The sequence below is a fragment of the Bradyrhizobium mercantei genome (genome assembly GCF_001982635.1).
Taxonomy (GTDB): Bacteria; Pseudomonadota; Alphaproteobacteria; order Rhizobiales; family Xanthobacteraceae; genus Bradyrhizobium; species Bradyrhizobium mercantei.
On record NZ_MKFI01000003.1, the window covers coordinates 444,832 to 468,601 of the forward strand.

27 protein-coding genes are annotated in these 23,770 nt (G+C 60.5%); 18 read left to right on the forward strand and 9 right to left on the reverse strand.

The window, feature by feature from the left end:
* Positions 1-28: 28 nt before the first annotated feature.
* Positions 29-1,720: a cation acetate symporter gene (locus BI327_RS15605; RefSeq protein ID WP_076861356.1), complete on the reverse strand. Its 1,692-nt coding sequence runs from the start codon at positions 1,718-1,720 to the stop codon at positions 29-31.
* A gap of 523 nt (positions 1,721-2,243) precedes the next feature.
* Here BI327_RS15605 and acs point away from each other — a divergent pair.
* The 6 genes from acs to BI327_RS15635 all read left to right on the forward strand — a co-directional run bounded on the left by acs (position 2,244) and on the right by BI327_RS15635 (position 7,560).
* Positions 2,244-4,217, forward strand: coding sequence for an acetate--CoA ligase (gene acs / locus BI327_RS15610; RefSeq protein ID WP_076861358.1), 1,974 nt, complete (start codon positions 2,244-2,246; stop codon positions 4,215-4,217).
* Positions 4,218-4,282: 65 nt separating this feature from the next.
* On the forward strand, positions 4,283-4,861 hold the full coding sequence (locus BI327_RS15615; protein ID WP_076861360.1) for an adenylate kinase: 579 nt from the start codon (positions 4,283-4,285) through the stop codon (positions 4,859-4,861).
* A 262-nt stretch (positions 4,862-5,123) separates the two neighbouring features.
* The gene (locus BI327_RS15620) at positions 5,124-5,546 is read left to right on the forward strand and encodes a c-type cytochrome (protein ID WP_245334822.1); all 423 of its coding nucleotides are present in this window, start codon (positions 5,124-5,126) and stop codon (positions 5,544-5,546) included.
* A gap of 178 nt (positions 5,547-5,724) precedes the next feature.
* Positions 5,725-6,228 (forward strand): hypothetical protein, encoded by a 504-nt coding sequence (locus BI327_RS15625; protein ID WP_245334823.1) that lies wholly within the window; start codon positions 5,725-5,727, stop codon positions 6,226-6,228.
* A 15-nt stretch (positions 6,229-6,243) separates the two neighbouring features.
* Positions 6,244-7,014 (forward strand): S1C family serine protease, encoded by a 771-nt coding sequence (locus tag BI327_RS43150; RefSeq protein ID WP_245334824.1) that lies wholly within the window; start codon positions 6,244-6,246, stop codon positions 7,012-7,014.
* Positions 7,015-7,095: 81 nt separating this feature from the next.
* Positions 7,096-7,560 carry a baeRF12 domain-containing protein gene (locus BI327_RS15635; protein WP_076861363.1) on the forward strand — a complete coding sequence of 155 codons (465 nt, stop codon included), beginning with the start codon at positions 7,096-7,098 and terminating at the stop codon, positions 7,558-7,560.
* 34 nt (positions 7,561-7,594) lie between these two features.
* Here BI327_RS15635 and BI327_RS15640 read toward each other — a convergent pair whose 3' ends face one another.
* Together BI327_RS15640 and BI327_RS15645 are read right to left on the reverse strand one after the other, a co-directional pair.
* Positions 7,595-8,221, reverse strand: a complete 627-nt coding sequence (locus BI327_RS15640; RefSeq protein ID WP_076861365.1) for a LysE family translocator — start codon at positions 8,219-8,221, stop codon at positions 7,595-7,597.
* Between the two features lie 37 nt (positions 8,222-8,258).
* Positions 8,259-8,570, reverse strand: a complete 312-nt coding sequence (locus BI327_RS15645) for a hypothetical protein (RefSeq protein ID WP_076861367.1) — start codon at positions 8,568-8,570, stop codon at positions 8,259-8,261.
* 20 nt (positions 8,571-8,590) lie between these two features.
* Here BI327_RS15645 and BI327_RS15650 point away from each other — a divergent pair, with 20 nt between their 5' ends.
* The 4 genes from BI327_RS15650 to BI327_RS15665 all read left to right on the forward strand — a co-directional run bounded on the left by BI327_RS15650 (position 8,591) and on the right by BI327_RS15665 (position 11,833).
* Complete coding sequence (locus BI327_RS15650) at positions 8,591-9,052, forward strand: CBS domain-containing protein (RefSeq protein WP_076861369.1); 462 nt, start codon at positions 8,591-8,593, stop codon at positions 9,050-9,052.
* A gap of 161 nt (positions 9,053-9,213) precedes the next feature.
* A complete protein-coding gene (locus tag BI327_RS15655) occupies positions 9,214-9,432 on the forward strand; it encodes a hypothetical protein (protein WP_076861371.1) in 219 nt (72 codons plus the stop codon).
* On the forward strand, positions 9,429-10,448 hold the full coding sequence (locus BI327_RS15660; protein WP_076861373.1) for an LOG family protein: 1,020 nt from the start codon (positions 9,429-9,431) through the stop codon (positions 10,446-10,448). Before BI327_RS15655 ends, BI327_RS15660 begins: the two co-directional genes overlap by 4 nt.
* Positions 10,445-11,833 (forward strand): MBL fold metallo-hydrolase, encoded by a 1,389-nt coding sequence (locus BI327_RS15665; RefSeq protein WP_076861375.1) that lies wholly within the window; start codon positions 10,445-10,447, stop codon positions 11,831-11,833. The genes BI327_RS15660 and BI327_RS15665 overlap by 4 nt, the downstream gene beginning before the upstream one ends.
* A gap of 62 nt (positions 11,834-11,895) precedes the next feature.
* Here BI327_RS15665 and BI327_RS15670 read toward each other — a convergent pair whose 3' ends face one another.
* Both BI327_RS15670 and BI327_RS15675 read right to left on the reverse strand, forming a co-directional pair.
* Positions 11,896-12,615, reverse strand: coding sequence for a CBS domain-containing protein (locus tag BI327_RS15670; protein WP_076861377.1), 720 nt, complete (start codon positions 12,613-12,615; stop codon positions 11,896-11,898).
* Between the two features lie 157 nt (positions 12,616-12,772).
* The gene (locus BI327_RS15675; RefSeq protein ID WP_076861379.1) at positions 12,773-13,507 is read right to left on the reverse strand and encodes a CBS domain-containing protein; all 735 of its coding nucleotides are present in this window, start codon (positions 13,505-13,507) and stop codon (positions 12,773-12,775) included.
* A 292-nt stretch (positions 13,508-13,799) separates the two neighbouring features.
* Between BI327_RS15675 and BI327_RS15680 the strand changes: the two genes are divergently transcribed.
* The 5 genes from BI327_RS15680 to BI327_RS15700 all read left to right on the forward strand — a co-directional run bounded on the left by BI327_RS15680 (position 13,800) and on the right by BI327_RS15700 (position 16,091).
* Positions 13,800-14,171, forward strand: a complete 372-nt coding sequence (locus tag BI327_RS15680; RefSeq protein ID WP_076861380.1) for a carboxymuconolactone decarboxylase family protein — start codon at positions 13,800-13,802, stop codon at positions 14,169-14,171.
* Positions 14,172-14,258: 87 nt separating this feature from the next.
* Complete coding sequence (locus tag BI327_RS15685) at positions 14,259-14,543, forward strand: hypothetical protein (protein WP_143271610.1); 285 nt, start codon at positions 14,259-14,261, stop codon at positions 14,541-14,543.
* 113 nt (positions 14,544-14,656) lie between these two features.
* Positions 14,657-15,478: a universal stress protein gene (locus tag BI327_RS15690; RefSeq protein ID WP_076861384.1), complete on the forward strand. Its 822-nt coding sequence runs from the start codon at positions 14,657-14,659 to the stop codon at positions 15,476-15,478.
* A gap of 123 nt (positions 15,479-15,601) precedes the next feature.
* Complete coding sequence (locus tag BI327_RS15695) at positions 15,602-15,814, forward strand: YgaP family membrane protein (protein WP_076862159.1); 213 nt, start codon at positions 15,602-15,604, stop codon at positions 15,812-15,814.
* 16 nt (positions 15,815-15,830) lie between these two features.
* Complete coding sequence (locus BI327_RS15700) at positions 15,831-16,091, forward strand: hypothetical protein (protein WP_076861386.1); 261 nt, start codon at positions 15,831-15,833, stop codon at positions 16,089-16,091.
* Between the two features lie 330 nt (positions 16,092-16,421).
* Here the strand turns inward: BI327_RS15700 and mgtA are convergent, their stop codons facing one another.
* Positions 16,422-19,034, reverse strand: a complete 2,613-nt coding sequence (mgtA, locus tag BI327_RS15710; protein WP_076861390.1) for a magnesium-translocating P-type ATPase — start codon at positions 19,032-19,034, stop codon at positions 16,422-16,424.
* A 397-nt stretch (positions 19,035-19,431) separates the two neighbouring features.
* Here mgtA and BI327_RS42705 point away from each other — a divergent pair, with 397 nt between their 5' ends.
* A complete protein-coding gene (locus BI327_RS42705) occupies positions 19,432-19,596 on the forward strand; it encodes a hypothetical protein (RefSeq protein WP_167386877.1) in 165 nt (54 codons plus the stop codon).
* 276 nt (positions 19,597-19,872) lie between these two features.
* Positions 19,873-20,085: a DUF6894 family protein gene (locus BI327_RS15715; protein WP_076861392.1), complete on the forward strand. Its 213-nt coding sequence runs from the start codon at positions 19,873-19,875 to the stop codon at positions 20,083-20,085.
* Positions 20,086-20,155: 70 nt separating this feature from the next.
* Here the strand turns inward: BI327_RS15715 and BI327_RS15720 are convergent, their stop codons facing one another.
* Positions 20,156-20,893 carry a CBS domain-containing protein gene (locus BI327_RS15720; RefSeq protein WP_083742092.1) on the reverse strand — a complete coding sequence of 246 codons (738 nt, stop codon included), beginning with the start codon at positions 20,891-20,893 and terminating at the stop codon, positions 20,156-20,158.
* 179 nt (positions 20,894-21,072) lie between these two features.
* Between BI327_RS15720 and BI327_RS15725 the strand changes: the two genes are divergently transcribed.
* Positions 21,073-22,266 (forward strand): OpgC domain-containing protein, encoded by a 1,194-nt coding sequence (locus BI327_RS15725; RefSeq protein ID WP_076861396.1) that lies wholly within the window; start codon positions 21,073-21,075, stop codon positions 22,264-22,266.
* Between the two features lie 374 nt (positions 22,267-22,640).
* On the opposite strand, the gene BI327_RS41665 is transcribed toward BI327_RS15725, so the two are convergent.
* Positions 22,641-22,895: a hypothetical protein gene (locus tag BI327_RS41665; RefSeq protein WP_143271611.1), complete on the reverse strand. Its 255-nt coding sequence runs from the start codon at positions 22,893-22,895 to the stop codon at positions 22,641-22,643.
* A 22-nt stretch (positions 22,896-22,917) separates the two neighbouring features.
* Positions 22,918-23,595: a helix-turn-helix domain-containing protein gene (locus BI327_RS15730; RefSeq protein ID WP_174683048.1), complete on the reverse strand. Its 678-nt coding sequence runs from the start codon at positions 23,593-23,595 to the stop codon at positions 22,918-22,920.
* Between the last annotated feature and the right edge of the window lie 175 nt (positions 23,596-23,770).

Consider the following 23,770-nt stretch of genomic DNA (forward strand, 5'->3'; position numbering starts at 1 on the left):
AATTGTGCCTATTCAGAGAGCGAGAATTTCAATGACTGGTGGCGCTTGCTGCTCCGATTCCAGTCTGGCTCCGCACGAATTGCGCGTCGAAGCCGTCGCGGTCGGTGCCTGCACGCGCGCTACGGTCCAGAAGCGAGATCAGCCAGATGGAAACGAATGCAATTGCCATCGAGAACAGAGCAGGGTTGTCCAGCTTGATGGGGGCCGACCCCTTCGCAAAGCCGAGAGTGACCTCCCATACTGCCGGCGACAGGATGACGCCGACGACAGCGCTGATCAGGCCGAGCAGGCCACCAATCAAGGCGCCTCTCGTGGTAAGGTTCTTCCAGAAGATCGACATCACCAGCACCGGGAAGTTGCAGGACGCCGCGATTGCAAAGGCAAGGCCAACCATGAAGGCGACGTTTTGGTTCTCGAAGATGATGCCAAGCACGATTGCGAGCATGCCCAGGAACAGCGTCGCTATTTTGGAGACACGAACTTCATCCTGTTCATTGGCATGTCCGCCCTTGATCACCATGGCGTAGATATCGTGGCTGATGGAGGATGCTCCTGCGAGCGCCAAGCCGGAAACGACGGCCAGGATCGTGGCGAAGGCGACGGCCGAAATGAAGCCGAGGAACAGATTACCGCCTACCGCGTCGGCCAGATGGATCGCGGCCATGTTCGACCCGCCCTTGATCGCGGCGATCCCGCTTTTGGTCTTCTCGAGAATCCCTGCGTCGAGGAACGCCAGATCGGTCGAGACGAGCGTGATGGCGCCGAAGCCAATGATGAAGGTCAAGATGTAGAAGTAGCCAATGAAGCCTGTCGCATAGAACACCGACTTACGTGCGGCCTGTGCGTCTTTCACCGTGAAGAAGCGCATGAGGATGTGTGGCAGGCCGGCGGTGCCGAACATCAGCGCCAACCCGAGCGAAATCGCCGATAGCGGATTTGAGATCAGGCTGCCGGGCTCCATGATGGCGAGCTTCTTGGGATGTACCTCGGTTGCCTTGGCAAACAGTGCTTCCGGACTGAACCCGAACTTGTAAAGCACAGCTCCTGCCATGAACGTCGCGCCGAACAGCAACAGCACCGCCTTGATGATCTGCACCCACGTCGTGGCTTTCATGCCGCCAAAGGTCACGTAGATCATCATAAGGCCACCCACCAGGATGACGGCAATCCAATAGTCCAGGCCGAAAAGCAGTTGGATCAGCTTGCCAGCGCCGACCATCTGCGCGATCAGGTAGAAGGCGACAGTCACCAGCGAGCCGCACGCGGCCAGGATGCGTATCCGCGTCTGGCCGAGCCGGAAAGAAGCGACATCGGCGAATGTGAACTTGCCAAGATTGCGGAGCTGCTCGGCAATCAGGAATGTGACGACAGGCCATCCAACAAGCCAACCTACCGAGTAGATCAGGCCATCGTACCCTGAGGTGTAAACGAGACCTGAGATACCCAGGAAGGATGCGGCCGACATGTAGTCGCCGGCGATCGCAAGCCCGTTCTGGCCGGCTGAGATGCCGCCACCTGCCGAGTAGAAGTCCGCGGCTGACACCGTCCGTTTCGATGCCCAATAGGTTATGACAAGGGTCAGGGATACGAATCCTATGAACATGCCGATGGCGGCCCAATTGACCGCTTGCTTGGTACCACCATCAATCGTCCCGGCTGCAAGTGCGACCGAAGGAAGGCAGATGAACAACGTTGCCAGCAGATATGGTATCTTCTTCATTGGCGGCGCGCTCCAACAATCTTGCGGATCAGAGGGTGAACGTCGACGAACCAGTTCCTGATAGTTCGGGTCTTGCTCAATCTTCTCGTAGTTGTTCAATGGTGTGGTCCCTTCAAGATGAGTGGAAGAGCATCGGGACGCGCAAGACGTCCATTTCTTGCGTACTTAATGTCGGACACGTGTAGGCGTGAGCTCGGACGAACTCATCGAAATTGCGATTGAAGCTACGTATGGACGATCGAGAAATAGAGGTCTTGATGCAGATCAAGAATGTTGCGCGGCGTTCGTCTGCCGGTCTTGGGTGTGGATGCCCGCCGCTGTTCACCAACCGGCGCTTCTTGACGGAGATCAAACCGGCATCGATCACTTGGCCATATACGTGAGCAGCCAAACTGGGAATAAAACCAGCTGGCGGCGCGTACCGCGTGCGGCCCCCTCCCAGCCTCCGAGAAGAGAGCGCGGACTTATGGGGCCTTTATGAATAACTGGCGTCGCAAAGAACTCGATCTCGGAGGAGCTCTGGATGGAAGCGAAATTGGCGTACTCTGTTTCACCGAAAGCGATCTATGACGTGTCGGCCGACTGGGCCAAGCGCGCCTATATCGATGACGCCAAATATCGCGAGATGTACGCGCACTCGGTCAAGGACCCGAACGGCTTCTGGGCCGAGCACGGCAAGCGGATCGACTGGATCAAGCCCTTCACCAAGGTCGAGAACGTCTCCTTCGCGCCCGGCAACGTCTCGATCAAATGGTTCGAGGACGGCGTGCTGAACGTCGCCTGGAACTGCATCGACCGCCATCTCGAGAAGCGCGGCGACCAGACCGCGATCATCTGGGAGGGCGACGACCCCTCCGAATCCAAGCACATCACCTACCGCCAGCTGCACGACGAAGTCTGCAAGATGGCCAACATCCTGCGCACGCGGAACGTCAAGAAGGGTGATCGCGTCACGATCTACCTGCCGATGATCCCGGAAGCGGCCTACGCCATGCTGGCCTGCGCGCGGATCGGCGCGATCCACTCGGTGGTGTTCGGCGGCTTCTCGCCGGACAGCCTCGCCCAGCGCATCAAGGACTGCGATTCCAAAGTGATCATCACCGCCGACGAAGGCCTGCGCGGCGGCAAGAGGGTGCCGCTGAAGGCCAATGTCGATGCCGCGATCGAAAAAGTCGGCGGCGTCGACTGGGTCGTCGTCGTGAAGCGCACCGGCGGCAAGATCGACATGAACCCGACCCGCGACCTCTGGTATCACGAGGCCGCCAAGGTGGTGACCAATGAATGCCCGGCCGAGCCCATGCACGCCGAGGACCCGCTGTTCATCCTCTACACCTCGGGCTCGACCGGCACGCCGAAGGGCGTGCTGCACACCTCCGCCGGCTATCTCGTGTTCGCGTCGATGACGCATCAATACGTGTTCGACTATCACGACGGTGACATCTACTGGTGCACCGCCGACGTCGGCTGGGTCACCGGCCACAGCTACATCCTCTACGGGCCGCTCGCCAATGGCGCGACCACGCTGATGTTCGAAGGCGTGCCGAACTACCCGGACAATTCGCGCTTCTGGAACGTGGTCGACAAGCACAAGGTCAACATCTTCTACACCGCGCCGACCGCGATCCGCGCGCTGATGCAGGGCGGCGACGAGCCGGTGAAGAAGACCTCGCGCAAATCGCTGCGGCTGCTCGGCTCGGTCGGCGAGCCGATCAATCCGGAAGCCTGGGAGTGGTATCACCGCGTGGTCGGCGACGATCGCTGCCCGATCGTCGACACCTGGTGGCAGACCGAGACCGGCGGCATCCTGATCACGCCACTGCCGGGCGCGACCAAGCTGAAGCCGGGATCGGCGACGCGGCCGTTCTTCGGCGTGGTGCCCGAGATCGTCGATGCCGACGGCAAGACGCTGGAGGGCGAGACCTCGGGCAATCTCTGCCTGACCAAATCCTGGCCGGGCCAGATGCGCACCGTCTACGGCGATCACGCCCGCTTCGAGCAGACCTATTTCTCGACCTACAAGAACAAGTACTTCACCGGAGACGGCTGCCGGCGCGATGCCGACGGCTATTACTGGATCACCGGCCGCGTCGACGACGTCATCAACGTCTCCGGCCACCGCATGGGCACCGCCGAGGTCGAGAGCTCGCTGGTCGCGCATGAGGCGGTGTCGGAAGCCGCTGTGGTCGGCTACCCGCACGACATCAAGGGCCAGGGCATCTACGCCTATGTCACGCTGATGAAGGGCACCGAGCCGACCGAGGCCCTGCGCAAGGAACTCGTCGCCTGGGTCCGCAAGGACATCGGCCCGATCGCCTCGCCGGATCTCATCCAGTTCGCGCCCGGCCTGCCGAAGACGCGCTCCGGCAAGATCATGCGCCGCATCCTGCGCAAGATCGCCGAGGACGAGCCGTCGAGCCTCGGCGACACCTCGACCTTGGCCGATCCCGCCGTGGTCGATGACCTCGTGCAGAACCGGCAGAACAAGAAGGGCGCGTAGGCGTTAGAAAGCGACCGCATCGTACCAACGGCTCGTCCGATGCTCTAACCTGTGGAGACAACGCTGTGAGATTAGTTCTGTTGGGGGCACCGGGATCCGGGAAAGGGACTCAGGCGGTCCGTCTTGCCAAGCGCCTGGACATTCCTCAACTGTCGACCGGCGATATGTTGCGAGCGGCCGTATCCGAAGGAACGCCAATCGGGACAAAAGTAAAGGCGACAATGGAGCGCGGCGAACTTGTTCCCGATGAACTTGTCGTGGCCATCGTTGCCGAACGCATATCGCAGCCTGATGCGAAATCCGGGTTTATCTTGGACGGCTTTCCCCGGACCATTGCTCAGGCGGCTGCGCTCGACGATATTTTGCGGGCGGCCGATCTTCGAATTGACCGCGTGCTGGAATTGGATGTCGACGAAGCCGCCCTGCTGAGCCGCATCCTCAACCGCGCGAACGAAGCAAGATCCAACGGCTACGCACGCGCGGATGATACCGAAGCTGCGCTGAGAGTGCGCCTGGCGGAGTACCGCGGACAAACCAGACCGCTCGCCGACTACTACCGTGAGAAAGGACTTCTGAAGAGCATCAACGGTCTGCAATCGATTGACAAGGTCGCAAGCTCACTGTTGAAAGCGCTCGATGCTTGAGGGAGCGAGAGTTAGTGGTTAGCCGAGGTCCGAGCTCAAACCCGCCTCCATCATGTCGAAGCGACCTTGCCGCTTCCGGCTGAGGGTGCGGATAGAGGTCGCGAGTCTATGTTTGTTTGGTCTGGCCCGAGCGGCACCGCGCCGTTAGACTGAGAGGACGAGATGCATCAACTCGCGTCATACCGAGGGTCAACCGACACTGCTAGATGGGCTTATCCGAAAACGGGGGCATGATATGACTATCTGTGGCCTGAAGTCTTTCATGATTGCCGGTCTGACCGCTGGTTTCGCGGCGGCCGCTCACGCTGAAGATGCCGATGTTGGGAAGGCGGAATTTCAAGCTTCGTGCGCAAGCTGTCATGGCGTAGATGGAAAGGGCAAAGGACCTGTTGCCGGGCAGCTGAAGGTGCCGCCAGGCGATTTGACGGCCTTGGCCAAGAACAACAACGGGGTCTTTCCTATGACCGCTGTCTATGAAGCCGTAGACGGGCGGAGAACAATTTCCGCGCACGGCACTCATGAAATGCCGATCTGGGGGGAACGATTCAATCCGGTCAAGAGCGTGCCTCACACTATTGATCCGACCTACGACGCGCTCGATCCGTCGCGGGACCTGCGAGAAGTCGTCGTGCGAACACGCATCCTCGCCGTTATCGATTACCTGAACCGCATCCAGCAGAGGTAACGGCCACGATGGCGTTCGCGACGACCATGCCGCCGTCGCGCTCGGCCGCGGCAACGTGATCTGCCGCCATGAATGAGCGCAGGTTGCGCGCATGAAGGCGACCGACTCCGACATTGATCCTCGTCAAAGGCCGCTGCGAGCAAAGTCGCTAGTGGTCATATGGAAAGTGGAGGGATCAATGATGACCAGCATAATGCTTGATGCCGAGCAAATTCAGAGCGCACCGGCCCCCGTTCGCCTCTGGCTTGAGCAGCAGATAGCGGCGGCTCTCGGTCCAAGGCCGATACCCGGAGCGTCGCCGCCTCGCCTGGTTGCTTGCACGGAAGCTCAGGCTGCGAACCTTCTCAATCGAATTAGGCAGGCGCCATCTGCTGTCGAAGTGTTCTTTGGGCTCGCCCATCCAGAGATCTCCTTCGGCGAGCCGCCGGTCGTGACGTTTCGTCTCCTCGATCTTCAGCGTCGTGCCGGCTTGGAGAACGTCACCAAGCTCCTCGAATGCCTCGGCCTCATCAATCAAGCTTTCGCCGAGATGTGCGATGATCCTGCCGCACGGTTCTGTGATTTTGATGCTGCAGGGCATTGCTCGATCCTGCCAACCACCCAGAGCAGTATCGCTGCATTGTGGAAGGCTATCATCGCGGCGGAGCGGCCTGGCGCACTGCCAATCGCCGCAGCCGAATAGGCGGGGCGGCGCGAGATGAACCCGACAAGGCCCTGCCGCAAATTGGTGCGGAAGTGGTCCGCCCGCCAGTTGCCAACCATCATCGTTATGATGTGCATGCTCCTGCTCTGGTCTGGGCAGGTGCAAGCAGGGGAAATCTGGGGTGTGCAAACGCTTGCGCCCCTCGTCGGGAAGGTCATCCAGAGTGTTGTCGGCATAGAGGCCAGTACGGCGACTGAGGCAGCCTCCCGGTCAATGGGCGCTGGTGCCGAACTTCCCAATGGTCCGCCTCCCACGGCGAAGCATGTGTACGGTGCGGGCGTCATCATCGAGGCGGAATCCGGATTGATCGTGACGAGCAATCATCTGGTCAGCGGCGCCAAGACACTCTTGGTCCGATTGCCGGACGGACGCCAACTTGACGCCAGGTTCGTTGTGGCCGACGAGCGATACGACCTGGCGATGCTGAGGATTTCGGCCTCCGGCCTGACCGCGGCCCGCATCGGTCGATCGGTCGACGCAGAGCCCGGGGATTTCGTCGTTGCGGTCGGTGGCTCCTCGGGGCTCGCTCAAAGCATGGGTTTCGGCATCGTCAGCGCTCTGCATCGTTCGTTGCCTGGTATCCCCTGCCAGGATCTCATTCAGACCGACGCGTTGCTGGATCGCGGCAGCGCGGGCGGGCCGCTGTTCAATCTGCGGGGCGAAGTGATCGGCATTGTTGCCGCCACCACCGGCGAGACCGAATCCGGGCGCGCCTTTGCGATCCCCTCGGATGCCATCGATCGCCTCTTTGTCAGGATGAACTAGGTGTTCAGTGCGCTCGTGGGTCGATTTGAAGCCGTTTTGATCCGATCCTAGATAGGACCCGTTGAAGCGGAGGATCTCCAGATGACGGGAATTCCAAAGAACGCGCTCGTGTTTGTCGGAGACGGGCGCAAGGCGTTGATGCTCCGCAACGAAGGCGACGCTCGGGCTCCCAGCCTGAAGGCGGAGGTTGTGTTCGAAGATCAGAACCCGGCGACGCATCTGCAAGGCACCGACCGTCCGGGACACTTCGTCAAGGGAATGGTCTCCGGTCAACGAGGAGCTGTCGAACCGACGGACTGGCACGAGCTCGAGGAGTATCGGTTCACAAGGCGGGTTGCACGGGCTGCCGAGGCCATGGTCCGGGGTGGAAGAGCCACTGTGCTTGTCATCGTCGCTCCACCGCGTACTCTGGCGCAGCTTCGAGCGATACTCGCTCCCGATGTCAGACGCCACATCATTGGGGAGATCCCCAAGGATCTGACCATGTGTCCCGTCGTGGAAATTGAAAAGCGCGTTGTGGAAGCGCTTGCATCGCCTACACGATAGGAACTGTGCGGCCGATAGTGTCTCCAGAGCGAGCTCAACAGCAAGCCCGCCTCGTCGTATAGAACAGCCAGATTGCGACAACGGCCAGCAACACCGACATCGTCCGCCGGATGAGCATTGTGTTTGCCTGCTTTTCAATGCCTGGCCGGATGGCGTTGGCTGAAATCACGACGGCAGTATGAATTGCAGTCGCTATCGCGACGTATACCGTCAGCAAGATCGCTGTCTGCAGGAGCAGTGGACGTTTCTCATCGATGAAGGTTGGAAAAATCGATAGATAGAAAACTCCAGCCTTGGGATTGAGTAGATTGGTCATCAAGCCCCTGAGGAAGAATTCGGTATTCGCCGTCGCTTCGACTGGCTTGGTGATCTCTTGTGGTGCAGCGCGCCATCCTTGCCAAGCAAGCCAAAGCAGGTAGAGCGCGCCCGCCCAACGAATCGCTTCGTAAAGCGGGTTGGAGGCCGTCACGATAGCGGCAAGGCCGAGCGACGACGCGATTCCAACTCCTAACAAGCCAAGAGCGACACCGGCTGTCGCGGCAAGCCCGGCTCTGCGACCAGCCGACGCAGCCAACACCGCGAGATAGCCCATGTTGGGTCCCGGTGTCAGTTCGATGAGCGTGACCGTGAGAACGAAAGCAAATAGAGAGTTTTCGCTCATAGCTCAATTCGTGCGCTGCCAATGCAAGGTTACCTAGCTATCGGTCTAATAGCTTGATCTGGGTCAAACATTCCGTGGTATGCCGCCGCTCCCACGATTGCGCGTTAACACGGATGCGGCGGTTGCCAGTAGGGGCCGCAACAGCCGCGAGCTTCTGCGAGTAGCGTCCGACGTGGCCATTCAGGGTGACGACCTCACCTTCGCCGGCGATTGCCGTATGAGCTAACAGCTTGCCGAATGGTGCTGCGGCGAAAAACCAGCGGGTAAAAAAAAACCGCACGGCTTTGTTGATCCAAATCAGTCCGGCCCGTCGCTCTTTGACCGATGCTTGGCAGATCATCGCGTACATGAAGCTCTGTGGAGTTTGCCATGCTGGCTTTGGATGTCATGCGCACTTCTTTCACGACCATCAAACCGGGCGCGCCATTGCTCGATGCTATCCGTTCGCTGTTGGAAACTGGCCAGCGCGCCTTGCCTGTGCTCGAAGGCTCAGGGGCGCTGGTCGGTGTCATCTCCGAAGGGGACTTCCTTCACCGTCGCGAACTCGGTGTGCATTCGCCAGAGGGATTCTGGCTCGAATGGCTGCTGAGCAGAGAGGAGGGGCGGCAGCTCCGCGAGCGGACCCGGGCCCTGAGCGTCGACGCCGTGATGAGCCACCAGCCCGTTTGTGTCGACGAATGCGCGACCGTGGACGAGATCGTCGCCGAAATGGACAAGCATCAGATATCGCAAGTCATGGTTCTCCGGGATACGCGGGTCGTTGGCATCGTTGGCCGCGTGCAGTTGATCGTCGCTCTTGAGCGAATACTCGCGCGATCGGAGGGCGACTGACGCGGGAACCGCGGCAGGCAATTGTGGAGCGTGGGATTGATCCGAGAGCGCCTCTCGTCGAGCGCAAGAACAGCGAGAAGTAAGCTCAATGCCGTGCCTTGCCATTAAGAAAGCTATTGCTGAGTTGACCTTGCTCAAGATGTCTCTGGATGCGGTCTCGGATGCTGGGCAATGCCACTCGAATGCTGATGAGGCTTACCATGATTGACCAAGGAAAGTTGTCTGCCGTCGAACAGCGGGCGAACGGGACGGCCGTTGGTTGCGAGAAGCCAGGCGACCGCCGCTGGCTTCTGGATGCGTTGGAAGACGACGAGGTTCGTGAGGCTCTGAAGCATAGTGAGGCCCAGCCTCTCCAAGATGAACGGCAGGTCGGCGCATGACTGATGAGGACGGTCTGCGATCAAGACGTCCCAGCTCAATCCCGAAGGCGGCGCACGGTGTCGACGAGACGGTCGCATTTCCATGCGAGCAACCCGAGGGCGTCGAGGAGGACACCCGCACGCCCGGCGCTCTGCGCAGCATCCTGCAATCGTCAAGCTATCAAGAGGCGGATCAGGACGAAATTTTCCTGAAGAGCGAAGCCACCCGCGGCATTCGTCTACAGCTTGATTTCCTCAAGGCTGAGACCCAGCTACGCGAGCATCAGATTGCTCACACGATCGTCGTCTTTGGCAGTACTCGCATTTGCGAAGCGCAGGCGGCGCGCCGAACCGTCGCCTCGATAGTTGACGAGCTTTCGTTGAATCCCGATGATGACGGCTTGCAGCGCCGTCTCAAGGCGGCACGGAGTATCGCGGCGAAGAGCAAATATTACAGAATCGCGCGCGAGTTCGGGCAGATCGTCGGTGCCGCAGGCGAAAAGGCCATCGGCGGCCGCCTCATGGTCATGACAGGTGGCGGCCCGGGCATCATGGAAGCAGCCAACCGTGGTGCGCACGACATCGGGGCCCAGTCGATCGGACTAAACATCACCCTTCCGAAGGAGCAGAACCCTAACACATATGTCACGCCAGAGCTCTGCTTCAGGTTTCACTATTTTGCGATGCGAAAGTTGCATCTCCTGATGCGTGCGCGGGCGCTGGTGGCATTTCCGGGCGGCTTTGGCACGATGGACGAGCTGTTTGAGGTGCTGTCGTTGGCGCAAACCCGAAAGATCGGGCCGGTGCCGGTAGTGCTGGTCGGCGAGTCGTATTGGCGTCGCGCGTTTGATCCAGATTTCCTCGTCGAGGAGGGGGTCATCGATCCGGAAGACAGAGACTTGTTTTGGTTCGCAGAGTCCGCCGAGGAAGCATGGCTGGGCATTCTGCGGTGGTACGAAGCGGCCGGCCGGCCGCTTCTTCCGGTTGGCAACGATGCCTCTCGGGGAAAGTCGATCAATCAAGAGGTCGGATCGTGAAGCTATCCTTTCATGGCGCCGATCGAGTGGTGACCGGGTCCTGTCACCTGGTCGAATGCCTGAACCGACGCATTCTGATCGATTGCGGTCTTTTTCAGGGAGGCCGCGACCTGGTGGAAGACAATATTGCCGCCTTCGGGTTCGAGCCAGCAACCATCGACTATGTTCTACTGACCCACGCCCATCTGGATCACTGCGGCAGGATTCCATTGCTCGCCAAGCGAGGGTTCAGGGGTGAAGTGGTCACGACTGCGGCCAGTCGCGAGCTGGCTCGCCTCGTGCTTGTCGACGCCGCGCATCTCCAGGAGGAAGATGCGCAGCGGAGAGCCCGCCAACGGCGCAGGCGTGGGGAAGAGGATACGCCGTCGCCGCTCTACAGCGTCGTCGATGCGCTTAATTGCTTCGATCGATTTGGAAGGACGGCTGAATATGGACGGCCCGTGGAACTCGCAGATGGGCTCCGCGCGACCTTCTTCGATGCCGGCCATATCCTGGGTTCAGCGAGCATCCTGATCGAGGCTGCCGAGCGGGGCCGCCCACGTTCGGTCCTGTTTTCGGGTGACCTTGGCAACGCCGGTCGACCGCTGCTGCGGCTCCCCAGTCCTCCAGCTCGCGCCGACATGGTCGTCATGGAATCGACATATGGAGACAGGCGTCATCGGTCGCTGAAGGACTCCATCGAGGAGCTCTACGACGCGATCAGCAGCACGCTGGCACGCGGCGGCAACGTCATCATCCCGACTTTCGCGCTCGAACGCGCCCAGGAGATCCTCTACGTCCTGCGCCAGGGGATGGAGTGCAGCAGGTTGCCGCCGGCCATGCAGATCTTCCTGGATTCGCCGATGGCGATCTCGGCGACCGAGATATTCAAGCGGCATCCCGAATGCCTCGGCTCCGAGGCCGCTTCGATGTTTCGTGAAGGGCGGGACCCGCTGCACCCTGCAAACCTGCATCTGGTCCGCGAGAGCGCCGATTCGGTCGCCATCAACAGGGTAACCGGCGGTGCCGTCATCATGGCGGGGTCCGGGATGTGCACGGGCGGCAGAATTCTCCATCATCTGCGACACAACATCTGGCGCAAGGAGTCGGCTGTCGTGTTCGTCGGATACGCCGCCTCGGGAACGATTGGGCGGCAGATCATCGACGGGGCCAAGTCCGTGCGGCTGTTCGGCGAGGACATTGCGGTTCGCAGCACGGTCTACACGATCAACGGATTTTCAGCTCACGCCGATCAGCCGGAGCTGCTCGCATGGCGACGCGCGATCGAAGGATGCGAGGCAACATTCCTGGTCCATGGCGAAGAGCCGGCGATGCACGCACTCGCCGCGCATCTGGAGGGACAGCGGGTCGAGCTGCCGCGTCTGGGCGACGTATTTGATCTATAGACGAGCTGTGCAGCCGAACCGGACAATCCGGGCTAAATGATTGTTTTCAGCGGTTTGTCGTTTCAGCTCGCAGTCTTCATATCCTCGGGAGATTCGACGTAGAAGCCGGTATAGGTATCCACGAAGCAGAGGTGGTCGTGTACCTTCTTGACGCCGGCCGTGTTCTCCGCGACCACGATGGTTGCTTCGCGTGCATGGTCACTTGTGACGATGCCATGCAGATGGACAACGCCGTTGCAGACGGTTACCTCAAACCCGATAGGGCGCCAGCTCACAGCGTCGATCTGCCGGAGGATACGATCGCGGATATGATCGTCGTCTACGGTCGGATCCGGGATCTGGCGCGCCAGACTGGTCACGGCCTGGAGCAAGTTTGACCGCGTCACGATGCCGACAAGGTCCTTGCCGCGCATCACGGGTAGCCGCTTGATGTCCTTTTTCTCCATCAGGCGCACCAACTCCTCGAGCGGCGTTTGTTCTCCGACTGTAACCGGATCCAGTGTCATCACGTCCTCGATCCTGCGACCGCGCTCGTGGACGAAATCCTCGGCTGCACGGCCGGGTCCGAACAGGAACTGGAGAATCGCGGAGCGCTTGCGTTCGGTTCCGATCTCGCCCCGGCGCAAGAAGTCGCTTTCCGACACAATTCCTACCAACTTGCCGCCGTCGACGACCGGCAGGCCGCTGATGTGATTTCGCAGCATGATGTTGGCGGCGTCCTCGATCAAGGTCCGGGACGTAACGGTGACGACATTCCTCGTCATGATCTGGTGGGCGCGCATCGATGCCTCCGATGAGTCCTTTGAAGTCAAATTATGAGCTCTCGTGGGCTCAACCGCGGATTGTTGCCCTGAGTCAACAAAGCGACACGGGATTATGGGATTTGTCCGTGCCATCAGCGTTCGCCAAACAGCTGAGATATTCCTCGCCAAGTTGCTTTCAGTGAGCCTGCTTCTCCTCAAGCTTCTGATCCTCGGGGGACTTTAAGTAGAAGCCCGAAAAACTATCGCCCCAGCAGAGATGGTCATGCACCTCGAGTACTCCGGGAACATTCTCGGCCGCGACGATCGCGGCCTTTCGAAATCTACTTTCAGTAATCACGCCGCTCAGGTGGACGACGCCGTTTAGGACGATGACGTTCAGTCCCAACGGGCACCAGGCGTTCTGCTCGATCTCGTCGAGAATCCGTCGCCGGATCTGGTCGTCGTTCTCGGTCGGAGCGGGTACGTCGCGTGCAAGGCTCGCCACCGTTCGCAGCAAATTGCCGCGGGTGATCATACCGACAAGCCTGCCGTCGCGAATCACCGGCAGTCGCTTGACGTTGTTCTTTTCCATCAACCCGACGACCGTCGACAGCGGTGCATCCTCGGTCACGGTCACCAGCGTGCGAGTCATGATTTCCGAGACCTTGCGCCCATGTTCGAATACGTAGTCTTCGGCCCATTTTCCTGGTCCGAGGATGAAGGTCGCCAACCAGTTACGCTTCCTTTCGGTGCCGGTCTCGCTGCGATGAAGGAAATCGCCCTCTGTGATGATGCCGACGAGGACGCCGTCGTGATCGACCACCGGAAGCCCGCTGACGCGGTGCCGAAGCATGATGTTTGCCGCGTCGAGGATGGTTCTGTCAGGTGTCGTCGAAAGCACCTTCCGGGTCATGATCTGGTGCGCGTACATCGGAATACCTCACGTCGTTCTGAAGCGTAGCTTCCAGCTTAGCTTCTGATGCGTTGGGCACGTTGATCTGACGCAAGCGGCAAAGTGCGCGCGGTTTGATCTGGCGCAAATATCACGTGCGATCGCTGCGTTATAAAGCGTAGGTCCTTGCAGGCCGAACACGCACGTCCTTCAGAGAGGCCAGATCGTGTTGCCGGGCTGCGTTGGATGAAGGGCGGCGTTCGCCGGTGCATCCCCGTCGGTAGAGCCGCCCTTCCCCTGGACCGTTCCAATCTCGAAGACCGAGGGTCGCATGCAAAAGGACTATGCCGACGTCTGCAAGCACATCTCCAGCAATCTGGACCAGCTCCGCAAGGGTATTCCGGAAACCATGCGGGCGTTCTCGGCCATGGCGCAGGCGGCAACCAGAAATGGCGCGCTTGATGCACGAACAAAGGAGTTGATCGCGCTCGCGCTGGGCGTTGCCGCTCACTGCGACGGCTGCATCGGCTTCCACGCCGAGGCCCTGGTCAAACTTGGGGTCAGCCGCAAGGAACTCGAGGAGACGCTCGGATTGGCGATCTACATGGGCGGTGGACCATCTCTGATGTACGCCGCTGACGCGCTCGGGGCCTACGACGAGTTTCAGGAGCGCGCGGTCGTTGCCGAGCCCGCGATGGATTGATCCGATCGACACCACGCGCGGCGAGGCGGAGGGCGAAACTACCGGAAAGGACCGGAGCTGTCGTGCATCGATGACTGGGAGATTTGGGTGACGTGCTCTGGATATGTCAGGCAGCGGTCGTCGCAGCAACACGGGACCGAAGTGCAGCCGCCACGTCAGGCGGCGAAGAATGCCGTTGAGGTCGCGCAGGAGAAGTCGCGTGCCGAAAAGCCGCAGGACGACGCTTCCTATTGGGCGTCCCGCGCCGAGCGGACGAAGCGCCAGGCTGCGCGACATGAAGACCAGGCGACTCGCGATCTGTTCATGAAGATTGCGGCCGGATATGAGGCGCTCGCATGCTCGGCTCGCAGCGTCCGGCAGGATCCGGACTAGGCTGGCGACCGACGAAGAGTTCAGGGGATCGAGGCAATCTTGAACTGGCTCAACGTTGGCGGCGCCGCCGTGCGCAACGATAGGTGATCATTTCAGCTTGGTGGAGCAGGCACATGTATTTGGCCAATGTGATGGTTTACGTCGACCCTCAGCAACAGGACGAGGGACAAATTCGTGTCGCCGAAGGTATTGCGGATAGGTTTCATGCATCGCTCATCGGCGTTTCAGCGGTCGCTGTCGATCCGCCCTTTGTCGCCGAAGGAGTGATCATCGAGCAAACTACCAAAGATGACATCAGGCGGATGCGGGCTGATCTCGCGGCCAAGGGCGAGTGGTTCAGGAAGGTGGTCGGACGGGACCGCCATCAAGTGGAATGGCGATGGGGGCTGAAATCCCCGACTGAGTTCTTGTCGGAACAGGCCAGGGTGGCAGATCTGATTGTTTTCAAGCGGCAGAAAGTCCATTCCGACAATTTTCCCTATCTCGATTCGGCCGAGGCCATCCTGCGGATGGGGCGTCCCACGCTGTCGGTGCCGGAAAGCGTAACCAGCTTGTCGGCCGACCGCATCGTCGTGGGTTGGAAAGACGCCCGAGAGGCGCGTCTGGCGATCCGGGACGCGTTGCCCCTCCTGACCCACGCTTCGAAGGTGACCGTCGCTGAAATCTGCACGTCTGACGAGCAGGACGCAGCGACTCGCCGCCTGCGAGATGTCGCGAGCTATCTCGAACGGCATGGCGTCAATTGCCGATTCGACGTTCGCGTCCATACGGCTGAGTCGGACGCAGAGTATCTTGTCAGATTGGCAGGAAACGAAGGCGCCGACCTCATCGTCGCCGGAGGCTATGGACATCGGCGGCTCGGTTATTGGATGTTCGGTGGCATGACGCGCGGATTGCTGCAGCACGCTCCAATCTGCCTGCTGATGTCGCATTAGCTCGGCCGTGTCCCCCGGACCGCCGCCGGTTGGTGGTCTGCAGACCGTGTGAATTGATCACGATCAAGAGCCGTGAGCCGGAATGCGTTCAAGATGGGAATGCATCAAAGGAGGCACATTGCCATGACACGCAACGTCGGACTCATTGATCAGTACGCCCGGATCATCATCGGCTTGGCTCTGATCGCATACACACTGAAGGACGGCTCGCTTGGAGCGGGGTGGCTGGTCGCCGGGACCCTCGGATTCGTCCTGATTGCGACAGCATTCTTCTCGTACTGTCCGCTCTACACGTTGCTCGGAATCAACACTCAGCAGAAGTCCAGCTCGGTCTAGAGATCTGGTAGCGGAAATGAAGGAAGGCCTCACTCTCGCCGAGTTGCGAGCGCGACTCGATCGTCTCGGCGACGGCGCTGTTCTAAGGATCTCCGATCGTGATTATGAGCGGTTATTTGGGATCAACGAGATCGCAGCCGCCAAGGTCGCACAATTTGCCAGGAAGCATCATTGTGTGAGCGTTCCGGGAGCGGCCTCGGTGTACTTCCGAAAGTTGAACTCCAACGCGTATGGTTCGGTCGAGTTGGTGCAGGACGCGCCCCCGATGTCCAGCTGAGCCCGAAAACCGTTCAACGAACCTTCAGTCGAGAGTGATGATAGTCAGAAGCAGCTGGAAGATCTGCCAGCCGGCGGCGACCAGCAACGCTCCAACGATCAGCAGACGGCCGTACCATGAGACGGTCGGGCCGTTTCGACGATGGCGGCGTCGGAACAGCTGGTTGAATGTTGGGGTCGCTGTAAAGGCTGTGGCGGCCCGAGCATTGCTATCGCTCGTGTCGTCAAGTCTCTGTGCGTTCCGTTGCCGTGGTCGATCCATTTGTGGTCAAAGCCATTTATCGCACCAGTGCAAGGATCGCATTCGGGGGAAGAATGGCCTTGATGCGGATCAACTCCGATCCGCGATCCTGCTAATGGGTAGTGTCTGTGGGTTATCCAGCGTAGACCGTTTTGGCCGTGCGGCGGCTGGGAGCGCAAGATGCTTTCCAGCCTCGGCCATGGCGAGGTAGCCGATCGTTATCAAGGCAATCGCGCCGAGGAGCACAGGCGGCAGGTTCGCGAAACCGAACCAGGAACCGAACGGTCCCAGCGCCAGGAAGATGCCTGAAGCAAGTGCGCCAAGCGAGCCCAACGCCAGGATGCGATGCGGGCGGCTGGCGCGCCACGGCGGTCGCCGCGAGCGGATCAGAAAGATCACGAGGATCTGCGTAGCGATCGATTCCAGGAACCAGCCGGTTTGGAACGCGGCCGCATCGGTGTGGAAGACCTTCAGGAGAATGGTGAAAGTCGCAACGTCGAATAGCGATGAAATCGAGCCCATGACGAACGTGAACCGTAGGATATCCGCCATATTCCATGTTTGGGGGCACTCGGCATCCTCCTCGTCGATTTCATCGAATGGAATGCCGATCTCGGAGAGATCGTAGAGCAGGTTGTTGAGAAGAATCTGCAGCGGCAACAGCGGCAGGAACGGCAGCGCAATGGATGCCAGCGCCATCGATAGCATATTGCCGAAATTCGAGCTGGTTCCCATGCGGACATATTTCAGGATGTTGGCGAACGTGCGGCGTCCCTCGATCACGCCCGCGCCCAGCACCGACAGGTCCGGCGCCAGCAGGATCATGTCCGCGGCGGCGCGTGCCACTTCGGTCGCGCCGGCGACGGATATTCCGACATGGGCGGCATGAATCGCCGGAGCGTCGTTGACGCCGTCGCCCATGAAGCCGACGACGTGACCGCGCTGGCGCAGGGCTCGGATAATCCGCCTCTTCTGCTCGGGATCAATCCTGGCGAACAGGTCGATATCCTCGATCTGCGCAGCGAGCGCCCGATCGCTCAAATCGGCGATCTCGCCACCGGTCAGGATGCGACCCGAGGGGAGGCCGACGGCGTCCGCGACATGCGCGACCACCGCAGCGTGGTCTCCGGAGAGGACCTTGATGCCGACGCCTCGTGCCCGCAGCTCCCTGACCGAGTCGGCCGCATCGCGCTTGGGTGGGTCCGCGAAGGCGCAGAAGCCTACTACCGTAAGGACGGCTTCGTCCTCAGGGGTGACGTCGACCTGATCCAGTGCCATGGTCCGGATAGCGACGGCGAGCAGCCGAAAGCCTTGCCGGGCGTGGTCATCCTGCAGACGAACGAGCTGAGCGCGGTGGTTGTCATCCAGCGGTCGGGCCAATCCATCGACCTCGACCGCGACCGCGCGGGCCATGATCGCTTCCGGCGCGCCCTTGACGATCAAAAATCGGTCGTTGCCGCGCGCCGCAAGCACCGAGAGGCGGCGCCGCTCGAAGTCAAACGGGATCTCGGCGATCCGGGTCCAGGCGCCGCTTCCCGGCGGGCTGTCTGCGGCAAGTAACGCCTCATCAAGCGGGCTGTGGATGCCGGTCTGGAACGCGCTGTTCAATCGGGCCAGCTCGAGCACCCGATCGCTGGGGTGTCCCGCAGGATCCAGATGTGCCGCGAGCGTGATCTTGGCTTCGGTCAGCGTGCCGGTCTTGTCGACGCATAGCGTATCCATCGCACCGAGATCGTGGATCGCGGACAGTCTCTTGACGATCACCTGCCGCTTCGCCATCCGTTGCGCCCCGCGCGCCAACGTCACCGTCATCACCATCGGCAAGAGTTCGGGTGTCAGGCCGACGGCCAGCGCGACGGCAAACAGGAATGATTCCACGGCCGGCCGATGCGCCACGAGGTGGGCGAGCAGCACGAACAGCGTCAAGAAAAGCGTCAGCTTGAGAATGAGCAGGCCAAGCTTCTGGACGCCCTGTTCGAGGGCGCTTGGGGGATCGTTCGCCAACAGCTCGGCGCTGATCATGCCGAAGCGCGTACGACGCCCGGTCTCTACGACAAGCATCACCCCGCTACCGCCGACGACGCTGGTGCCGGCGAACAGGGCATTGTTCGCTTCCGCGGGCAGACTCGTGGCGCATGGCTCCGTCGTCTTCGTGGCCGGAAATGGTTCACCCGTCATGAGGGCCTCGTTCAGCTGGAAATCGTGGGCCATAAGCGCGACTCCGTCGGCCGGCACGAGGTCGCCGGTCCGCAACTCCACGACGTCTCCGGGAACGAGTTCGCTGATCGGCAGCGCCACAATTGCACCATCGCGAATGACATCGGCCTGGATGGCAACCGAGCGCCGCAAGGCATCGGCAGCGACTTCAGCGCGATGCTCCTGCAGGATGTCCAGCGTCAGTGACAGGCCCACCACTATCGTAATGATCACAAAGCTCGCGAGGTCGCCGCTGAACCCCGACACGGCCGCCGCCACGATCAGGATGGCAATCAGCGGATTGACCAAACGATGTACGATCTTCTGCAGGATCGATCGCGTGCGCGATGGCTCCGCGAGGTTCGGGCCGATCAGGGCGCGCCGCTTTTCGGCCTCCTGTTGGCGCAGACCGCACCGTTCGGTATCGAGACTGCGCAAGAGCGAATTGGTTGGCTCCCGCCAGAACGCTTCGACGGCTGGGCCATACGCAGACGGCTTGAGCGGCATGAGGATCTCGCGCGGTGCTGGAAGGATTAACAACGCAACCTAGTGCGGGCGGTTGGGTCCGAGATTGATGTGGCTCAAGCCAGCCCGGCCAGGACACGCATTGCCGGCAATCCATTGTTATTGAAACTCGCGATTCGATGGAGGCGAGGCCAGAATCTGGCAACGCCGCTCGCGACTTGACGCCCGGAGTGGCTTTGTTGTTTCTGGCCTGTCTCCGACCGCAATGGCTTGAATTACTTGGGATAGCGGTCTCAGTAGGGCGGAATTGCTGACGTTTGGCCGACAGCGAATTCGATAGGAGACACCGTAGTTTTACGGTGTACACAGTAACGTATGTTGTTATCCGCGTGTCAGTTCGACAAGATCGTTTTTGGCTCCTGTGCGAGGGGATTGAGCCATGGCTGATTTCGTTTTCAAGGCGAACATCGCCCACTACAAGGAGCTGCTGGCCACAGAGGCTGACGCACAGAAGATCGAAATGCTTCACAAGCTGCTGGCTGAGGAAGAGGCCAAGCTGGCCGAGTGGCGCAAGCAAAACCCAAGGCCAAAGGCCGCGGAATAAGGACCGGTTCACGATGGGCGCGGCGGTGGGTAGCCCATTGGGCGGCTGCGGGCCGGGCTGCTCCCGCCTGCATCGAGGCAGATTGCGTCGCGAGGCGGGACAGAAAATCGCAAGCTGGGTTGATGGAGATCAAGTCCGACACGCCTGGAATCCGCTTTGCTTGGGTCGCGCAGATTCACCCCCAACTGCGCACAGCCAGCCCCACTGAAGCTGCCGGCAGGCGTAAGCTGGCAGCTTCTTTGGGGAGGGTGTTTGGTCGGAGGCCTGTAGATCCTGATGAGAACCTACTACTTCGACACGAAGGACGGTGTCCCGGTCCGTGATCGGGTCGGACTTGAATTCGCGAACGCCTCCACTGCGATCACGCACAGCAAGCAAATGGCGAGCAGGATTCGCAGCGAGAAACCTTCTGGCGACCTCGATCGTCACGTGGTGGTCATCGACGAGTCGGGCGAGGAAGTTCACCGGGAGGCGATCGATCCTGCCTGAAAACCGAGCTGGCGCCTGATCTGGCGACGCCCAGGCGCCATCGGCACAATAATCGGGGCCTCTCGCCAGCTTAAAAGGGCTGATCGTCTTCCGTCGAAGGCTCTTCCTCCAACGAGACAAAGTCGCCGCCGCCATAGTCCTCCTCCGGCGGCGGGTAGTTGATTTTCACCAATTGGTCGTCGACCCGCTTCACACCCGCAACGTTCTCCACCGCAACGGTCGTGGCCTTGCGCGCATTGTCGTTCCGGATGTTACCGCGCAAGCTGACGACCCCGTCGCGCACACTCACGTTCAGCGCAGCCGGCCGCCAACGCGCATGCGCCAGTACTGCAATGACAGATGCGCAAATCTGGTCGTCGTTGCCGGAAGAGGAGGATAGGTCGAGACGAAGGTTCGCGATGGCGGTCATGAAATCCGTGCGTGTGACCATCCCGACCAGCTTTTTATCGCGTATGACCGGAAATCGCGTCACGCCGTGCGATTCCATGAGTTGGACGACCTGCTCGAGCGGGGTGTCCTCCTCGACCGTGATCGGGTTGGGCGACATGATCTGATTAACCGTGCGGCCGTGTTGACGGGCGAAGTCGAGTGCGACCTGGCTTGTGCCCGCGAGCATCGCAAGCCAGCGGCCGCGGCGCTTCTCGGTTCCAACTTCGACGCGGCGGATGAAATCTCCATCCGACAGGATCCCGACGAGAGTTCCATCCCGATCGACGACAGGAAGGCCACTGATGTGATGGGACAGCATCGTCTTGATGGCATCGATCGCCGAAGCATCGGCATCGATTGTGATGACGTTCCGTGACATGATCTCCCGTACGCGCACGGCGTAGACCCTCCGACATGAGCTGACAAATCCCAGCTAACTCCTGGAAGGAGCAACGTGCGTTGATCCTTATCAACCGGACGGTCGTGCAATTGCGCTGATATATCCGCCATTGGGCAGGCAACCGAGTTGGGCCAGCCGCCGACAGCTGGTAACAGTCCATGCCTTCTGATTGTTCGACCGGCCGCCTGAACGGCCGGAATATTCACCGGAATGCCGCGCGCCTGACGGTTCAACCGGGGAAGGGCGACGGCGTGCGCTTGGACCGCGATCTCCGGCTCGACCTGTGCCGAGGTCTTGCTCTCTGGTGCATCTTCCTCGATCACATTCCCAATAATGTCTACAGCTGGTTGACCCTGCGCCATTATGGTTTCAGCGATGCAACCGAAGTCTTCATGTTCGTGTCCGGCGTGACCTGTGCGCTGAGCTACAGCGATGTCCGTCGTCATGATGGGTGGGCTTCAGTCTTCGCGCATACGCTGCTGCGAAGCTGGGAGATCTATGTGGCCTTCCTAATCCTGACCGTGGCGCTTGCCGTGGTCGTGCATAGCTCGGGTAGCGACCAACTGGCGGACCAAGCCAACGTGAAGATTGTGCTGCAACAGCCAGGTGCAGCGCTGGCCCATGCCGCCATCCTGATGTATCGCCCTGTGAATACGGATGTCCTGCCGACCTTCGTGCTGTTTCATCTATCGTTTGCGCCCGCCCTCTGGGGAGTGTTGAAGTTTCCGAACGCGTCCCTGCTGGCCTCCGCGTTCATCTATGCGCTGGTTCAATTTTACGGCTGGAACCTGCCGGAGTGGCCAATCAACCAGTGGTACTTCAATCCGCTCGCCTGGCAGTTGCTGGTCGTCCTAGGGGCCTGGTGGGCGATCCGGGGCCATCGAATGTTCCGGCAGAACATCGCCTCGTGGCCTGTCGTTGCACTCGCGATAGCGTACCTCGGCTTTAGTCTCGTGATCACATTGAGCTGGGAGATCGAGCCACTGGCGGCCGCGATCCCGAGCTACATTGCGCGGGTGATCTATCCGATCGACAAGACGGATCTGGACCCGCTGCGGCTCCTGCATTTCCTGGCAATCGCTATCGTCGTGGCGAGGTTCGTGCCGTCGAATTGGCGGGGATTCGCCAGGCGTGGCCTGAAGGGCGCAATTCGTTGCGGCGAGCGTTCGCTCGAAACCTATTGTGTAGGCGTCGTGCTATCCCTGCTGGCGAGCTTGTATCTCATCGAAGTGTCCAGCAGCATCATGTCGCAGTTCGTGGTGAGTGCCGCAGGGATCGCGGTGCTCGTTTGGCTCGCCACATGCCTGGCCTGGATCAGCAAGCGAAGCAGGCAACATCCGCGACTGCTTTAGACGATGAGCCGGCCGCTATGGTCGCAATTTGGATCGCTCAGCTATGCCTGCTGAGGCGTGACCAAGGTGAGCATCGAACGCCGAGGCGACGCTTCGGGTGAGGAATTCCGCGTCATCGCTAATCGAGAGGTCATTACGACATCGTCCGCGATTAGCCTGTCGAGCCGAGAACGATCGATGAACGGCCGAACTCCGATTAAAGCGGTGCCGGCGGCATAATCGCAGCCGGTCGACGGCCATGTCGCACATGATGCGCTCGATGATGCCGGCGCGGAAACGGTCCCCCGCGGTCAGTATGTCCCCGCTGACCGGCCGCTTGCGCAACGAGGTACGCTTCGGTGCGTAGGCCGGCGACGTAGATGGCGACCGGTTCGTCACGTTTGGTGAGGGAGGTGTGGCACGCGCAGTACCAGCACATCGACCCGTAAAACGGCACATGCAGGTAGATCGAGGCCGGTCGCCGGGGGCGCAACCGACTTGAGCCATGTCCGGCAAACGGCCTCGCCGACCTCCGCAGCAAAATGCGGAGCCGCGTGATAGCTGTTGTAGCGCGCTAGCCTGTCCTGCCCATAAGTGATCGCCAGATTCGACAGCATTCGATTCCCTGCCTCGCGCTTGCGGCCGGTCATCGGAGCTTGGCGCGCCCTTCGCTCAGGCGGCCACGATCCGGTTCGACATCGCACACTTGCGCAGTTCCACCCGTCGCGAGGTCAGAAGTGAGATCACGCCGTTCTGCTCGAGCTGGGTAAAGGTGCGTGACACCGTTTCGATCGTCAGACCGAGGTAGTCGGCGATATCCTGGCGCGACATCGGAAGTTCGATGGCTGCATTCTTGACGGCGCGGCGCGCCATGTCATGAAGGAAGCCGACGACACGATCCTCGGCGCTGCAGATCAGAAGCATCAGATGCTCCTGGAAACGACGCAATTCCTGGGCCGTAGCATCCCACAGTTGCCGTGCCAGGTCCTTTTCGTGAGTCGCACGGACCATGAGCGCGGCGCGCTTGACCACGATGACCCGCGTCTCGGAGATGGCCTCGGCCGAGGAAATATGGGTCTCGCCGGCTTCGAAGCCGAAGATGTCGCCGGGCAGATAAAATGCGCCGATCTGGCGACGTCCGTCCTCCAGAACCTTGTAGGTTCGGACGGCGCCGGAAACGACCTGGTAGAGGTATTCTGCGGCCTCGTCCTCGCCGTAGATCTCGCTGTTGCGTGCGAACCGCATCGGCGTCCCAATCATGCCGAAGGGCCCCTCGACGCGCGCCTGCCGGTTGAGGATGCTGGTCGCGTAACGGCTATTCTCGATAGAAATGGCGTTCTGGGTCTGCATGGCGGCACTCCATGGATGGGAAGATCGATGGAGGCAGATTGATCGCATCTCCTGGATCAGGAAATTTGGATATTTCCCCTAAGTAGAAGCCACTTACGTACTTATACGTAGGCGCCGGAAAAAGTAGCCGCGCGGCGAGTACATCGGTCGCGCGGCGCGTCGCTCAAGAGGAGAG

What these genes read in the sequence shown, in the direction of transcription:
- BI327_RS15680 (WP_076861380.1), top strand. Translation starts at nt 13,800, where the DNA reads ATGCAAAAGGACTATGCCGACGTCTGCAAGCACATCTCCAGCAATCTG.
- BI327_RS15645 (WP_076861367.1), bottom strand. Translation starts at nt 8,570, where the DNA reads ATGTACGCGATGATCTGCCAAGCATCGGTCAAAGAGCGACGGGCCGGA.
- BI327_RS15670 (WP_076861377.1), bottom strand. Translation starts at nt 12,615, where the DNA reads ATGCGCGCCCACCAGATCATGACGAGGAATGTCGTCACCGTTACGTCC.
- BI327_RS42705 (WP_167386877.1), top strand. Translation starts at nt 19,432, where the DNA reads ATGGCTGATTTCGTTTTCAAGGCGAACATCGCCCACTACAAGGAGCTG.
- BI327_RS41665 (WP_143271611.1), bottom strand. Translation starts at nt 22,895, where the DNA reads ATGACCGGCCGCAAGCGCGAGGCAGGGAATCGAATGCTGTCGAATCTG.
- BI327_RS15660 (WP_076861373.1), top strand. Translation starts at nt 9,429, where the DNA reads ATGACTGATGAGGACGGTCTGCGATCAAGACGTCCCAGCTCAATCCCG.
- BI327_RS15695 (WP_076862159.1), top strand. Translation starts at nt 15,602, where the DNA reads ATGACACGCAACGTCGGACTCATTGATCAGTACGCCCGGATCATCATC.
- BI327_RS15725 (WP_076861396.1), top strand. Translation starts at nt 21,073, where the DNA reads ATGCCTTCTGATTGTTCGACCGGCCGCCTGAACGGCCGGAATATTCAC.
- BI327_RS15625 (WP_245334823.1), top strand. Translation starts at nt 5,725, where the DNA reads ATGATGACCAGCATAATGCTTGATGCCGAGCAAATTCAGAGCGCACCG.
- BI327_RS15640 (WP_076861365.1), bottom strand. Translation starts at nt 8,221, where the DNA reads ATGAGCGAAAACTCTCTATTTGCTTTCGTTCTCACGGTCACGCTCATC.
- BI327_RS43150 (WP_245334824.1), top strand. Translation starts at nt 6,244, where the DNA reads ATGAACCCGACAAGGCCCTGCCGCAAATTGGTGCGGAAGTGGTCCGCC.
- BI327_RS15700 (WP_076861386.1), top strand. Translation starts at nt 15,831, where the DNA reads ATGAAGGAAGGCCTCACTCTCGCCGAGTTGCGAGCGCGACTCGATCGT.
- BI327_RS15730 (WP_174683048.1), bottom strand. Translation starts at nt 23,595, where the DNA reads ATGCAGACCCAGAACGCCATTTCTATCGAGAATAGCCGTTACGCGACC.
- BI327_RS15720 (WP_083742092.1), bottom strand. Translation starts at nt 20,893, where the DNA reads ATGTCACGGAACGTCATCACAATCGATGCCGATGCTTCGGCGATCGAT.
- mgtA (WP_076861390.1), bottom strand. Translation starts at nt 19,034, where the DNA reads ATGCCGCTCAAGCCGTCTGCGTATGGCCCAGCCGTCGAAGCGTTCTGG.
- BI327_RS15675 (WP_076861379.1), bottom strand. Translation starts at nt 13,507, where the DNA reads ATGTACGCGCACCAGATCATGACCCGGAAGGTGCTTTCGACGACACCT.
- BI327_RS15715 (WP_076861392.1), top strand. Translation starts at nt 19,873, where the DNA reads ATGAGAACCTACTACTTCGACACGAAGGACGGTGTCCCGGTCCGTGAT.
- BI327_RS15655 (WP_076861371.1), top strand. Translation starts at nt 9,214, where the DNA reads ATGCTGGGCAATGCCACTCGAATGCTGATGAGGCTTACCATGATTGAC.
- BI327_RS15690 (WP_076861384.1), top strand. Translation starts at nt 14,657, where the DNA reads ATGTATTTGGCCAATGTGATGGTTTACGTCGACCCTCAGCAACAGGAC.
- BI327_RS15635 (WP_076861363.1), top strand. Translation starts at nt 7,096, where the DNA reads ATGACGGGAATTCCAAAGAACGCGCTCGTGTTTGTCGGAGACGGGCGC.
- BI327_RS15605 (WP_076861356.1), bottom strand. Translation starts at nt 1,720, where the DNA reads ATGAAGAAGATACCATATCTGCTGGCAACGTTGTTCATCTGCCTTCCT.
- acs (WP_076861358.1), top strand. Translation starts at nt 2,244, where the DNA reads ATGGAAGCGAAATTGGCGTACTCTGTTTCACCGAAAGCGATCTATGAC.
- BI327_RS15650 (WP_076861369.1), top strand. Translation starts at nt 8,591, where the DNA reads ATGCTGGCTTTGGATGTCATGCGCACTTCTTTCACGACCATCAAACCG.
- BI327_RS15620 (WP_245334822.1), top strand. Translation starts at nt 5,124, where the DNA reads ATGATTGCCGGTCTGACCGCTGGTTTCGCGGCGGCCGCTCACGCTGAA.